General features: G+C 41.0%; 7 protein-coding genes and 1 pseudogene. 3 read left to right on the forward strand and 5 right to left on the reverse strand.

The genetic code is table 11. The features are described 5' to 3' along the window. Positions 1–190: 190 nt before the first annotated feature. Together V7K84_RS19160 and V7K84_RS19165 are read right to left on the reverse strand one after the other, a co-directional pair. Positions 191–487: a hypothetical protein gene (locus V7K84_RS19160; RefSeq protein WP_334840317.1), complete on the reverse strand. Its 297-nt coding sequence runs from the start codon at positions 485–487 to the stop codon at positions 191–193. A 215-nt stretch (positions 488–702) separates the two neighbouring features. Next, entirely contained in the window at positions 703–2796 is a 2094-nt protein-coding gene (locus V7K84_RS19165) for a TonB-dependent receptor plug domain-containing protein (protein ID WP_334840319.1), read from the reverse strand. Positions 2797–3665: 869 nt separating this feature from the next. On the opposite strand from V7K84_RS19165, the gene glgX reads away from it, so the two are divergent. Next, positions 3666–5792 carry a glycogen debranching protein GlgX gene (gene glgX, locus V7K84_RS19170; protein ID WP_334840320.1) on the forward strand — a complete coding sequence of 709 codons (2127 nt, stop codon included), beginning with the start codon at positions 3666–3668 and terminating at the stop codon, positions 5790–5792. A 69-nt stretch (positions 5793–5861) separates the two neighbouring features. On the opposite strand, the gene V7K84_RS19175 is transcribed toward glgX, so the two are convergent. After that, on the reverse strand, positions 5862–6158 hold the full coding sequence (locus V7K84_RS19175) for a hypothetical protein (RefSeq protein WP_334840321.1): 297 nt from the start codon (positions 6156–6158) through the stop codon (positions 5862–5864). Positions 6159–6242: 84 nt separating this feature from the next. On the opposite strand from V7K84_RS19175, the pseudogene V7K84_RS19180 reads away from it, so the two are divergent. Continuing rightward, positions 6243–6587 (forward strand): annotated as a pseudogene (locus V7K84_RS19180) (Uma2 family endonuclease); the annotation flags it as partial. A gap of 11 nt (positions 6588–6598) precedes the next feature. Here V7K84_RS19180 and V7K84_RS19185 read toward each other — a convergent pair. Continuing rightward, on the reverse strand, positions 6599–7540 hold the full coding sequence (locus V7K84_RS19185) for a tetratricopeptide repeat protein (protein WP_334840322.1): 942 nt from the start codon (positions 7538–7540) through the stop codon (positions 6599–6601). Positions 7541–7716: 176 nt separating this feature from the next. After that, positions 7717–8052 (reverse strand): cytochrome c6 PetJ, encoded by a 336-nt coding sequence (gene petJ / locus V7K84_RS19190; RefSeq protein ID WP_334840356.1) that lies wholly within the window; start codon positions 8050–8052, stop codon positions 7717–7719. A 756-nt stretch (positions 8053–8808) separates the two neighbouring features. Between petJ and V7K84_RS19195 the strand changes: the two genes are divergently transcribed. Then, complete coding sequence (locus V7K84_RS19195) at positions 8809–14424, forward strand: trifunctional serine/threonine-protein kinase/ATP-binding protein/sensor histidine kinase (RefSeq protein WP_334840324.1); 5616 nt, start codon at positions 8809–8811, stop codon at positions 14422–14424. The last annotated feature ends 6 nt before the right edge of the window (positions 14425–14430 follow it).

Consider the following 14430-nt stretch of genomic DNA (forward strand, 5'->3'; position numbering starts at 1 on the left):
AGCGATCGCTCGCACTCTGCAATCAGCAGCTACGCATCTATGTAGAAGCCATGTTTCGAGATATTAAAATCGGTGGTTACAAATTAGAAGATACAAATGTTTCTAGCAATAGCTTAATATCTCTAATTTTAATCAATTTTAACCAGAAGTTGGTAAAGTATTTGTTAATAACAATGACAGCTATACATCCCTACTCCCAAGTGGAAATATCTCGCAATAAATTAGGAATTTCTCCTTGAGATAATGGAAACTCTAGCAAAGTTTCTCTAGTACCCAAATATCCAGATTCCGCAAACGACAAAAGCATTCGTGAAAGCGCTAGCCAAACCTCTGGTTCGTATTCCCAATCACGATAACGTGAAGCTTGACCAGCAATTGAACGTAGTGCCCAAAAATAAGAGTTTCTTACCACCGAACCACCCTTCTTAAACTCTGGTAAATCTTCGTGGTGTATGAAAAGTATTTTATTTTCAATTCTGGCTCTCATAACAATTTTAGATTTTAGATTAAAAATAAATTTTAAGTAGGGCCATAATGGCTTTAGCTTAACGCACTGTGTTGTATCGTAGTGCGTTGCCTTTACTAAAAAAATGCTATCAAACCTAACATTCTAGCCTGGTAGGAAAGTGAGGTTTTCCAAATCATGTGACAAGACATAAGAATGTAGAGACTTTGCAATGAGAAAATCTCTACATTGAATACCTAAAAATTGGCGCTTAAACCCAGACGAAAAGTAAATCCAGGGCTATATATGCGATTAACTCGCTCATATTGCTCACCCAGTAGATTTTCTAAGTAAACTGTTAGTCCTAAATTGCTAGTTAGAGGTATACGCCCACTCAAATCTAAATTGACGAAAGACGGTGCAAAATCTGTAGGCTTGTCAGTAGGGTTAGCGAATATGGATCTGCGAGCGCCACTATTGTAGGTAACATACAAGTTAGCTTGCCAACCTGAATTTTGATAACCCACACCAGTTTGCAGTACAGAGTAGGGAATCAAACCTAATTGTAAACCTTTCTCTGTCCCTGTTTTTATTTGGGCATCTGTATAAGTATAGTTGAGGAAAGTTGACCAGCCAGTGGCAATTTTGAATTGCAATGCAGCCTCTAAACCATTGGTATCTACTAATCCAATGTTTGCCCATTTTCCGGCGATGACTCCCAAGCGATCGCCTATACTACTACCAAAGTAAGTAAACTGTCCAATCAGATTCTCCGAAAAATTAACATCGACTCCCGCAGTCCAAGTTGAGCCAATTTCTGGGCTTAAATCAGGATTAGGTGCCCAACCATGAACTGTATCATAAACATACAACTGATCCAACCCAGGATTGCGTTGTCCCCCTGCCCAACTTCCACGCACTGCTACTATTGGTGTGACGGCATAACGTAACCCAACACTAGGGTTGAGATAATTTCCAAATTGGCTGTCAAAGCTTTGTCTTAGCCCTAAATCTATCAGAAAATTATCGCTAATATTCCAAGTATTGACAGCAAATAAAGCTGTATTGAACAAACTCCTATTTTCAGTTTCGTTATTGGCAATAGCAATAGGATTTGTACTCAAAACATCACCAGTTAAGTCGGTGTTTTTCAAATCTAATCCCCAACGCAATTTATTATTGGCAGTAATTTTCCACTCATGATCTACCCTGGCTGTAAGTTGTTGTGTATCTAAAGCTCCTGTACGGTAAAACGATCCTGTAGGCCCATAAGTGCTGAAATAATCTTGGTTATAACCAATTGAAGTTGTAATATTAGAGCTTTCGCCATTACCTAGCCGAGTTTTCCAAGATAAGCCAACATTTAAACCATCGTGGTCTAATCTATCTCTTTGCAGAGGGAACCCAAAATAAATTAAGCCGCGACGACTGCTGAGTGCAGTAACATCTAAATTTAGAGAATTTTTCTTATCTAAATCTAGTCCAATGCTGCCAAAGTATGTACTTGTCGCTGTGTCTGCATTCGATAAAAATCCCTGACTATCACGATTAGCAGCACCTACAGGGACGCGGTAACGGTTATCTGTAAAGAATCTTTCAAAGCTAAAGTTGTACTTGACCTTATCAGATGAACCACCATAAGTTACTTGTTGATTATTTAAACTCAATGAGCCAAATTCTGCACTAGCGCTCAATTTAGGTTTGCCATAACCTTCTTTAGTGATGATATTGACAACTCCTCCAAAAGCTGATGAACCAAATAAAGCGGAGGCTGTGCCGCTATATAATTCCACTCGTTCAATTGCCTCTACAGGAATGCTATTTAAATCAGTTCCACCATGATAAATGTTGACATTAGTATTAATTTGTCTACCATTAATCAAAAATACAGATTGATTAATTGAGGCTCCCCGGTAGTACGTACCTGTGTGAATATCTGCACCATGACCTGCATCATTGATTGCAAAACCAGGCATTCTTTTCAAAATATCGGCTAAACTTGCAGCACCCTGCTTTTTAATTTCTTCTCGATCGATTACGTAAGTTGGCGTAGATTGAGGTAGGTTGTCTGGTTCTGCGATCGCTTCTATATTAATGTCTGCATCATCTGTAGAATCTGGCTCTGTTTCTGGCTGAGTTTCTTCTGGATTAACTTGAATCGGTACAGATTCTTGAGTTAATAATTCGGCATTAGTAGCGGGTAGCTCAATCTCACTCAAACTCGGAATATCTGAAATGACTTCCGTTGATTTATTAGTATTTCTCTGCTCAATTTCACTTTCAACCGCATAACTAGGAGATGCTATCAGTAAAGGTAAAGCAACTGTTAGCAACAAAAAATCCTTTTTCACGTTCTCTTTCACACCAAGTCAAAACAGTCACTACGTAGTATTGTTGCTGTAATAGTAAAATCGTGTCAAAAGACACGCTGTCATATTTCCCCAGTTCAGATGCGACTGTTGGTCGATTTACTATGGGTTAAACCGCAGAGCGATCGCATTTAAAGAAGTCAGGAGGTGGGAGAGAATTTGATCGCGGATGATTTGGAGGCATATAAAGAGCCTCATAACACAATCTGACTTTTCAGGTTATGTGGAAAAGCTAACGATTCACCTAACCCCCTTCCCCCCCTTCCTGGCGCTCTAAGGCGGAAAATTCAAAGTCTCTCTCCTCTTAGGCTACGGTGTATACACATGTATGAAATAGCTGATTAACCGGGATTTTACCCCACCCTAACCCTCCCCCTATGTATTGGGGAGGGAACAAGATTTCTTTTTTCCCCCCAATGCATCGGGGGGATTAAGGGGGGTAATTCGACATGTGTGTACACCCGGATTTCTCACGCATAGTGTAGGCTTCAGGGGAAGAGGGGTGTGGGGAGTGTGGGGAGTGTGGGGAGTGTGGGGAGTGTGGGGGGTAAGACTTCTTCTCCATCCTCCCACACCTCCCACACCCTTTGGATTTCTCTCTTGTGAGAAATCCAGGCATAGCCTCTTAGGAGAGAGATTTTCTTTCAGCCTGTTACCCTCTGCATTAGGGACTTCCAACTAAAGGAATAGAGATTTATATTACTAATGATAGAGTAAATAACATTATTTATTAAGTTAGATTTTAATGTTGATAGTTGTAAGGAATTATTAGTAACTTTAAAGTTTAACTAATTATTCAAAAACGTCGAAATCAATTATCTACCGAAAAACTAATTATTCAATATTTACTTATGTATGTAGCTTTATGGCCGGGAAATGTATATCCTTTAGGTGCAACTTGGGATGGGAAAGGAACAAACTTTGCTTTATTTTCGGAAAATGCAACAGGGGTAGAGCTTTGTTTATTTGATAACGATGACGAAGAAATTCGCGTGCCTTTGACAGAAAAAAACAATTTTGTTTGGCATGGTTACTTACCAGGAGTTGCCCCAGGTCAAAAGTATGGGTTTAGAGTGCATGGGATATGGGCACCGGAGGTAGGTCATCGATTTAATCCCAATAAATTATTAATTGACCCCTACGCTAAGGCAATTGACGGTGAGTTTAGTAACGATCCCTCTGTATTTGGCTACTCTCTAGACGCTGAGGAAAAAGACCTAGTTTTTTCCGAACTAGATGATGCCAAAATAATGCCCAAGTGTGTTGTGGTCGATCAATCTTTTGATTGGGAAGGCGATCAACTGCTTGCTACACCTTGGTATAAAACTGTTATTTATGAAACTCACGTCAAAGGTTTTACTAAACTACACCCAGCTATTCCAGAAGAGTTGCGCGGTACTTATGCCGGATTAGCACATCCGGCTGCAATTCAACACTTACTACAATTAGGAATTACAGCAGTTGAGTTGATGCCAGTACATCACTTTCTATCTCATCCGGGACATTTAGAAGATAAAGGATTAAGCAATTACTGGGGCTACGATTCCATCAATTATTTTGCTCCCTATTCTAGTTACAGTGCTAGTGGGACTGGGGGAGAACAAGTCAATGAATTCAAGCAAATGGTCAAAGCACTACATTTTGCTGGAATTGAAGTGATCTTAGATGTAGTCTATAACCACACCGGCGAAGGAAATCATTTCGGGCCAACGCTATCTTTGCGAGGTATTGATAATTCTGTATATTACCGTTTGGTAAAGGAAGATCCTCGCTACTACATGGACTTTACAGGCTGCGGTAACTCTCTGAATGTGCGTCATGCTCAAGTTCTGAAGTTAATCATGGATAGTCTGCGCTATTGGGTGACAGAAATGCATGTAGATGGCTTCCGGTTTGATTTGGCCTCGGCGCTGGCGCGGGAATTATATGAAGTAGATAACCTATCAGCTTTCTTTGATATTATTCATCAAGACCCAATTTTGGCAGATGTGAAGCTGATTGCTGAACCTTGGGACTTAGGAGAAGGCGGCTATCAAGTTGGGAATTTTCCACTGCGTTGGTCTGAGTGGAATGGTAGATATCGGGATACAGTACGAGATTTTTGGCGTGGTGTAGATGATAGTTTAGGACAATTTGCTTACTGTTTTACCGGTAGCCCTGACTTGTATCAAACCAACGGGCGCAACCCAAATGCAAGTATTAATTTCATAACTGCTCATGATGGTTTTACGTTAAATGATTTGGTCAGCTACAACGAAAAACATAACGAGGCAAACGGGGAAGACAGTAGAGATGGTGAAAGCCATAATAGATCCTGGAATTGTGGTGTAGAAGGCGAAACCGACGATCCAGAAGTAATGCGTTTGCGCGAACGGCAACGACGAAACTTTTTAGCAACCCTAATGCTATCTCAAGGTGTCCCAATGCTATTAGAAGGGGATGAAATTGGCTGTAGTCAAAAGGGAAATAATAATGTCTACTGCCAAGACAATGAAATTTCTTGGCGGCATTGGGATTTGCATAAAGCGAACTCGGATTTATTAGACTTTACACGCGAACTCATTAATTTTCGCCATCAGCATCCAGTATTCCGACGACGTAAGTGGTTTCAAGGTCGCCCCATTCACGGTTTAGGTATTAATGATATTGCTTGGTTTAATTCTGATGGCAGTGAAATGACTGAGCAGCAGTGGCTAGTTAGTTATGCCAAAGTAATGGAGATTTTTTTAAATGGGCAGGGAATTGCTACTCCAGGCGATCGTGGTGAGCGGATTATTGATGAAAGTTTTCTAATATTTTTTAACGCTCACTATGAGTTAATTGACTTTGCTTTACCCAATGAATTTCAAGAAAAGGTATGGGAGATAGTAATTGACACTAATGAACCTCGCTTTTTAGATCGAGGGAAATTAGTTTCAGGTTCTCAAACTTTACCAGTTACAGATCGCTCTTTGATGGTGTTACGCCTGATCGGTTAGCAATAAAAGAAGAAAAAGATACTCAAGTTTATAGAAAAATATATTTTTCTATAAACTTGATAAAATGCTTCAACGATTTTTACTCGTAACTCTAATTAGAAAACGCAGAGCTTCATTTACAGCTTGCGAATTGGGAAACATTTTGGCAACATCAGGTTCTAAAAAAACCGTCAATTTTTCAATATTATTAAAATGATCTTCACCATTTATTATATTGGTGTCTGCCAAACCCTGATTTGATTGAGGTTGGTTCTGTATGATGCTTGTTTGGGAAGATGCAGCATTTAATTTATTAGCCAGTGATTCCCAACTAGTAACTTTCAGTTGCAAAAAAATTTGTAGGTTGGGTTGAGGAACAAAACCCAACACTCCGATCAATGTTGGGTTTCGCGTTGCTCCACCCAACCTACATCTAATGCACTTAGATGATATCTTCAGGGATAATAAGCTAAAAAAGAATCTACTGTAAGTCAAGCGGAATCAATACCTTTAGTAGTTGAGGTAGTGAGTAGCAATTGGCGTGATGATTATTTAAAAAAAGCTGCTGATTATGAGGCTGTAGGTATCCCGGAATACTGGATTGTAGACTATGCTGCTTTAGGCGGTAGGCGATTTATTGGCAACCCTAAACAACCAACTGTCTCGCTCTACACTTTAATTGAGGGAGAATACCAAGTCAGCCAGTTTCGAGGTAGCGATGCCTGCGGCGGTAAACAACGCATTATCTCACCTCTTTTCCCCGAATTAAATTTAACTGCCGAACAGATTTTTCAAGCTGGTGCATACCCTGTATAGTTATTACACTGTTAGAAAAGAGCGATTTCCGTTGCAAATGAAATTTGTTGTCGCAAACTCTTCAGTAAATCTAGAGTTTTTTCGTAAGCAACTTTTTTTCCTTGCTGTTCATAGTACTCAGATGCTTTTTGCAGATCAGCGATCGCAGCTAAATGATATCCTAAACTATACTGAGCTACTCCCCGATTAACGTAAGCCTGAGCATTACTAGGGTTAAGTCTGATGACTTGAGAAAAATCACGCACTGCACCAAAGTCATCTCCGTTTCGTCCGCAAGCACAACCCCGGTTAAAGTAAGCTCTATAATCGTTAGCATTGAGACGAATTGCTAAATTAAAGTCGAGCATCGCAGCTTGGGTATCTTCTAAGATAAAATGCGCTAAACCTCGGTCATTATAGATATCTGCAAGCAGTAAGCTACTGATTCGGGGAATTTGAGTTAGGGCTAAATTAAAGTCAAGAATTGCCTCCGAGTCTTTCCCATCCCCAGCACGGGCTAGCGCTCGGTTGTAGTAAGCTCGAAAATCGGAGGGTTTAAGTGCGATCGCTCGGTTATGATCGACAATGGCAGCAGGATAATCCCCTTGTCTGTAGTGTGCTACTCCCCGGTACAGATAAGCCTCAAAGTTATCCGGTGCAAAATTTATCGCTTGAGTACAATCTGTAACAGCTTGATGGTAATCTTGTAGTTGGAGATAAGCAAGACAGCGATCGCTATAAGCGACAGCCAAATCTTTCTCAAGTGCGTAGTTTACCGCCGTAGGCATCGCCTGGTTGAAATTTTCTATTGCTTCCTGATAATCACCGCGCCGCATCTTATCTACACCCAACTCTAAGAAATCACCCGCTGTAATTTGGGTAATTAAAATGGGTGAAGAATGTGCAGATAAAGTCAAAAAAGTGAGAGGAAAAGCAATAATTATACTGAAAAATAAGCGCCAGAAATTACTCATAATACCAAATGAGGATAGGTAGTATTGTTTGATATTTTTGGAACAGTCTTTTTATAAAGACTATTAATCCAAAATCCTAAATTGGTATATGCATCCTGTTTGATAATTGCGGCAACTCTAAAATTAGCGGGACAAAAAGCCCCGCTAATTGCTAATTTTTGAAGTTAGATTTTAGTCTACTTCCAACCATTATCTGCTTGTGAAAGCACATAAGCCGCTACATCTTCAATTTGGTTAGATTTCAAACGTTTGCCGAAAGCGGGCATGGCATTTTTACCTTTTGTAACCTGGGAAATAATTGCCTCTGCTGAGTACAAACCATTCTTTTGCAAAGCCTCCTTCTTCAGGTTTTTGTCAGCTTGAACCAGATTCTTTCCTCCTGCGTGACAAGAGGCACAATTGGCACTAAATACTTTAGCTCCACTAGCAGTATCTGCTGCTAATGCTGGACTACTGAAGGCAAATGTGAAGATTGCTATGCCTAACAGTATGACTGTAATCATTTTTTTCATTTCGTGTTCTCTCTGCAATAACGGCTTATTCGGTGCAATATCCTCCATAATTGTGAGTTGAGCCGCTGCCATAGTCAAATGACAAGCTGTCAAACTTCGCCCAAAAATTTTTTAAGTTTTGTTTAATAAAAATTTTCAATTACGTCTGTAATTGCATCATGAAGAATTCTGCGTTGATTCACCGCTCCATGATTAAGATATCCGCAACCAACTGCCACTTCCAATAGTTTGCAGAAAGTGTTTTTAAAACTTCCCGATGTGATAATAGAGATTATAATTTTGGGGTTATTTAAGTATATTTTATAACAATTAAATGTTTAAAAAACTTATGCCTTACGCATTGATACCACTAAATTATAGTTATGAGAAATTAGTAAATACTGATTACCATAAAACTACCGCAAGAACCCAAATTTATTTTTCGTGCAGATGCCTTAGAGGATGTTTAAAAAGTCGTAAAGTATACCAGAAAACCCTCTCCAAACCTTTGCCCATTGGCATCAGCCTGTCGTCAGACAAGCAAAGAGAGGCTTTGAAATCCCCATTTACTTGTAGGGAATGGGGTAGGGAGGTTAGGTTTCCGAGGCTTAGAAGTTACCAAAAATACTTTTCAAACATCCTCTGAAATTAATGGGATAGATTCAAGTATAGTCGGTTGATTTAGCTCGATCGGGTTTCTCAATTTTTTACTAATAAATTGTGATAATTCGAGTTAATTAGGGAAAACTGAACTTAGGTTATCCAATAGCAACTTTTATGCTAGAGAATCGAGTCGATGTTCCCGGCTACCAAATTGGTGAGAGAATTTACACCAGCAGTCGCACTCTGGTTTATCGAGCTTTGCGAGAGATCGATCAAACTGCTGTTGCGATCAAACTTCTTACAAGTTCTTATCCCAGTCTGATTGAGTTGGCTCAATTCAAGAATCAGTACACCATTACAAAAATCTTAAATGTTCCTGGGGTTGTTCGGATCTATAGCCTGGAAAATTGCCATAATCGACCCGCCCTGATCTTAGAAGACTTTGGCGGAATTTCTTTGAAGGAGTATGCTGACACTTGGACACAGGGATTCAGAAATGTAGCAAGTGAGGAAAATATCTCACGCTTTTGTCCTGAGTTTTTGAGCGAGTTTTTAGAGATTGCGATCGCACTTGCTGATATCCTGGCCGATCTCTACCATCACCAAATTATCCACAAGGATATCAAACCCGCCAATATCCTGATAAATCCGACCACCAAGGAAGTTAAACTCATTGACTTTAGCATTGCTTCACTGCTACCAAGAGTTAACCAACTTTCAACCAGCCCGACTGTTTTAGAAGGAACCCTCGCCTATATCTCCCCCGAACAAACCGGACGAATGAATCGGGGAATTGATTACCGCACTGACTTCTATTCTCTCGGAGTCACTTTCTATGAACTCTTAACTGGGCGATTACCATTTCAATCCGATGATTTGATGGAATTGGTGCATTGTCACATAGCGAAACAACCACCACCTTTAGGGAATAGAAAAGAGATTCCCCAAATTCTCTGTGATATCGTCATGAAACTGATGGCGAAGAATGCTGAAGACCGCTATCAGAATGCATTAGGGCTAAAGCACGATCTGCAAATTTGTTTAGATCAATTGCGGGAGAGTGGAAATATTATCCCATTTCAGCTAGGGCATAGGGACGTTTGCGATCGCTTTACAATTCCCGAAAAACTCTATGGCCGGGAAGCAGAAGTGGCAATGCTACTAGCAACCTTTGAACGGGTGCGCCAGGGAACTTCTGAAATCATCCTGGTGGCAGGTTCCTCTGGCATTGGAAAAACGGCAATTGTCAACGAAGTTCACAAACCGATCGCCCGTCAGCGCGGATACTTTATCAAGGGCAAATTCGATCAATTTAATCGTAATATTCCCTTTTTTGCTTTGGTGCAAGCATTCCGGGACTTAATAGCACAACTGCTGACAGAGAGTAATGCTCAAATTGACCAGTGGAAGACCCAAATTTTATCTACATTGGGTGAAAGTGGTCAAGTGATTATTGAGGTGATTCCAGAACTCGAACGAATCATTGGCAAACAGCCCTCTGCGCCGGAATTATCGGGTACTGCTGTCCAAAGCCGCTTCAATTCGCTATTTCAGAAATTCATTCAAGTATTCACAACCCAAGAGCATCCCCTGGTCATTTTCCTCGATGATTTACAGTGGGCAGACTTGGCTTCTTTAAAACTGATGCATCTGTTGATGAGTGAAGCCAATAACTCTTATTTGCTAGTGATTGGAGCATATCGAGATAATGAGGTTTCTTCTGCACATCCCTTGATGTTGACCATTGAGGAGATGCGTCAAGAGGCGATTACAGTTAGCAGTATTGTCCTTTCTACCCTGACCGAAGCCGACCTAAATCAACTGATTGCAGATACGCTGAAATATTCAGCAGAACAAGCAATTGCGATCGCCAATCTGGTGTATCAAAAGACCAAAGGTAATCCATTTTTCACTAACCAGTTTCTCAAATCGCTGCATGAAGATGGGCTGATCGCTTTTGCCAGCAGAACAGGCGATTGGCAGTGCAATCTTGCTCAAATCCGGGCGCTTTCTTTTACAGAAGATATTGTGGAGTTTGTGGTGCTGCAACTCCAAAAATTGCGATCGCAGACTCAAGATGTTCTCAAACTGGCTGCCTGTGTTGGCAATCAGTTTGATTTAGAAACCCTATCGGTTGTCTATGAAAAATCTCCAGCCCAAACCGCAGCAGATTTGTGGCCAGCTCTCAAGGATGGATTAATTTTGCCCAGTGGTGAAGGATATACATTCTTTCAGGATGAGTCTGTTGTCATAGATGATTTGACAAATGACCGCGGATCGATAAATATTACCTACAAATTTCTCCACGATCGCGTTCAACAAGCCGCTTATTCACTAATTCCGGCCAATCAGAAACCAGCAACTCACCTGAAGATTGGGCAATTGCTGTTGAGTAATACCCCGGAGACTGAGCAAGAATTGCTGATTTTTGAAATTGTCAACCAATTGAATCTTGGTAGAGAACTGATTGTATCTGTGCCCGATCGCGATCGACTGGCACAACTTAACCTGATGGCAGGGAAAAAAGCTAAGTCTTCGACATCTTACCAGGTAGCAATTGAGTATTTAACTACCGGGATTCGTTTATTGAAATCCGATTGTTGGCACACTCAGTATGAATTGGCTCTAGCACTGCACGAATTAGCCGCCGAGGCTGCTTACCTTTGTGGTGCCCATGAACAGATGGAGCAATTGGCTCAAACAGTAATGCAGGAAGCCAAAACTCCACTAGATCAAATCAGTATTTACGAAATCAAAATCCAGGCGTATACAACTCAAAATAATGTACTGGGCGCGATCGCGATCGCTCGCCAGGGAATGAGTTTGTTCGACGTGGTTTTTCCCGAAACATCCACCCTCGAAGATATTCAGCAAGCCCTTCAGGAAACTGCTGCCTTAATTAACGGACGTGATATTGCTTCCTTGGTTGACTTACCCCTGATGACAGCAAAAGACAAGCTGGCTATTAACCGAATTGTGGCAAACGTTGCTCCAGCCGTTTACACCGCCGAGCCAAATCTGTTTCCCCTAGTCATCCTGTCACAAGTCAAAGCATCAATTCAGTATGGCAATGCTCCATTTTCTGCCTTATGTTATGCCGCCTATGGCATTCTATTAAACGGAATTCTCCAAGATATTGAAAAAGCCTATCTCTTTGGCAACCTGGCTTTGGCACTAACTGACAAATTTAATATTACCGACATTAAACCTAATGTGTTTTATGTTACGGGTGCTTTTATCACCTATTTGAAGTCTCCACTACAAAAATCTTTACAGCTGATACAGGAGGGCTACAAAATTGCTCTGGAAACTAGAAATGTCTACTACGTTGCCTTCAATACAAAAGACATCTGTCAGTATTCTTATTTTTTGGGACGAGAACTGAAATCCTTAGAGGAAGATATCCGAGCTTACTGTCATGTTTTAGAAAATTTTAGGCAAGACATGATTCTCAACTACTGCCGTGTCTTCTGGCAAACAGTTTTGAATTTGCTCGGCAAGGCTGAAAATCCCTGTATTTTAACAGGTGAGGTACTTGATGAAGCAAAATTTTTGACTCAAATGCATAATGCGAATGACTTGATGGGGCCTCACTACTTCTGGCTGCACAAGTTGATTCTCTGTTATTTGTTTGAAAACATCTCGCAAGCAGTGGAGACAGCCATTCAAGCTAGAGTTTATCTAGTTGCAGGCACGGGCTATGCTACTGTGCAGATATTTTATTTTTATGATTCACTGACGGCTCTGGCAGAGTATTCTACAGCTACGGCCGCTCGCCGAGAAATATTACTGGAGCGGGTGACAGAAAACCAGGAAAAAATGAAGATATGGGCGTACCACGCACCCATGAATTATTTACACAAATTTGAGCTAGTGAAAGCCGAAGAATGCCGAGTGTTGGGATTGATGGCGCAGGCAGTGGATCTTTACGATCGCGCGATCGCTGGGGCAAAAGTCAATGGATACATTCAAGAAGTTGCCCTCGCCAATGAATTGGCTGCCCGATTTTACTTGGAATGGAACAGAGAAACGTTGGCGTACCACTTTGTAGAAGCAAGCTACGCACACCGTTCCCCAGGAAAGCACACGGAAGGTATGGCTCAAATTTACTTGATGAATGCCTATTACAGTTACCTAAAATGGGGAGCTGTAGCCAAAGTCAAGCAGTTGGAGAGCCAATATCCTCAATTCTTGGCTACGAGCCTTCAGCAGGAGGAAAATGCTTCTGCAAATCTTAGCCTCACCACTACAATCGGATTCACACACACTAGTTCCAGTGGGACTGAAGCGTTAGATTTATTAACGGCGATCAAAGCCTCTCATGCACTGGCTGAAGAAATTGAGTTAGAAAAGCTGTTGACAACCCTGATGCGGGTTGTAAGCGAAAACGCCGGCGCTGAAAAATCAGTACTCTTGCTGCTTCAAGAGGATAATTGGGTGGTTGCAGCTCAAAGAAGCAGCAAAGCGATCGTCGAAAAGGAGCGATCTATGCCTTTGCATGAAAGCCTTGGGGTAAATCTGCACTCCTTACCTCTTTCAGCCAGTCAGGATATTCCTAAAACGGTGGTGAACTATGTCTCGCGTACCTCCGAAACCCTAGTGCTAGATGATGCTCGCAAAGAAACCACCTTTGCCAACGATCCCTACATTATTCAATGGCAACCTAAAAGCTTACTATGTACGCCTATTCACAATCGCGGCCAGATCGTTGGCATCCTATACCTAGAAAACAGTTTGACGACTGGAGCCTTTACCCAAAACCGTCTTGAGGTTTTGCGGCTGCTCACAGCACAAGCTGCCATCTCGCTGCAAAATGCCATGTTTTATAACAATCTCGCTGTAGCAAAAGCCCAACTAGAGGATTACAGCCATACGTTGGAGCAAAAGGTAGAGCAGAGAACTTTTGAGTTGAATGATAAAAATCAGCATCTCTCGGAAACTTTAGAACAACTGCAACACACCCAAAGCCAACTAATTCAAACTGAAAAAATGTCTTCATTGGGGCAAATGGTGGCAGGTATCGCCCACGAAATTAACAACCCGATTAACTTTATCTATGGCAACGTCACCTATACCAATGAATATTGTCAAAATTTGCTGCACTTGGTCGATCTATATCAACACTACTATCCTCAACCATTTGCTGAGATTCAAGAAGAACTAGAGAGTATAGATTTAAACTTCCTCAAATCTGACCTCCAAAAATTACTGCAATCAATGAAATTAGGAGCAGATCGCATCCGCCAGATTGTTCTTTCTCTCCGCAATTTCTCGCGCCTGGATGAGGCTGAAATGAAACCTGTCAATCTTCATGAAGGTATTGACAGCACCTTATTAATTTTACAGCACCGTATAGAAGAGAAAACATACCGCCCCGCAATTAATGTGATTAAGGAATATGCCCAACTGCCGGAAGTAAATTGCTACGCTAGTCAGATCAATCAAGTATTTATGAATATTCTTAGCAATGCTATTGATGCATTAGATTCATTATTCACAACTGAACATACACAAACAAAAATCCCTACCATCGAAATTCGTACCAAAATGACTGAGGCTGATACAATAACCATTCAAATTGCAGATAATGGGTCTGGTATGTCTGAAAAGGTAAAGCAGCATTTATTTGACCCATTTTTTACAACAAAACCTATTGGCACAGGAACAGGCTTAGGATTATCGATTAGCTACTCTATTGTAGAAAAACATCGGGGACGAATAAGTGTAATATCGGAGCTAGGAAAAGGAGCAGAGTTTTCCCTCTCTATACCGTTAAATTCAGTAAAGTGAAAAGTT

The organism is Nostoc sp. (assembly GCF_036917315.1).
Lineage (GTDB): Bacteria > Cyanobacteriota > Cyanobacteriia > Cyanobacteriales > Nostocaceae > Nostoc.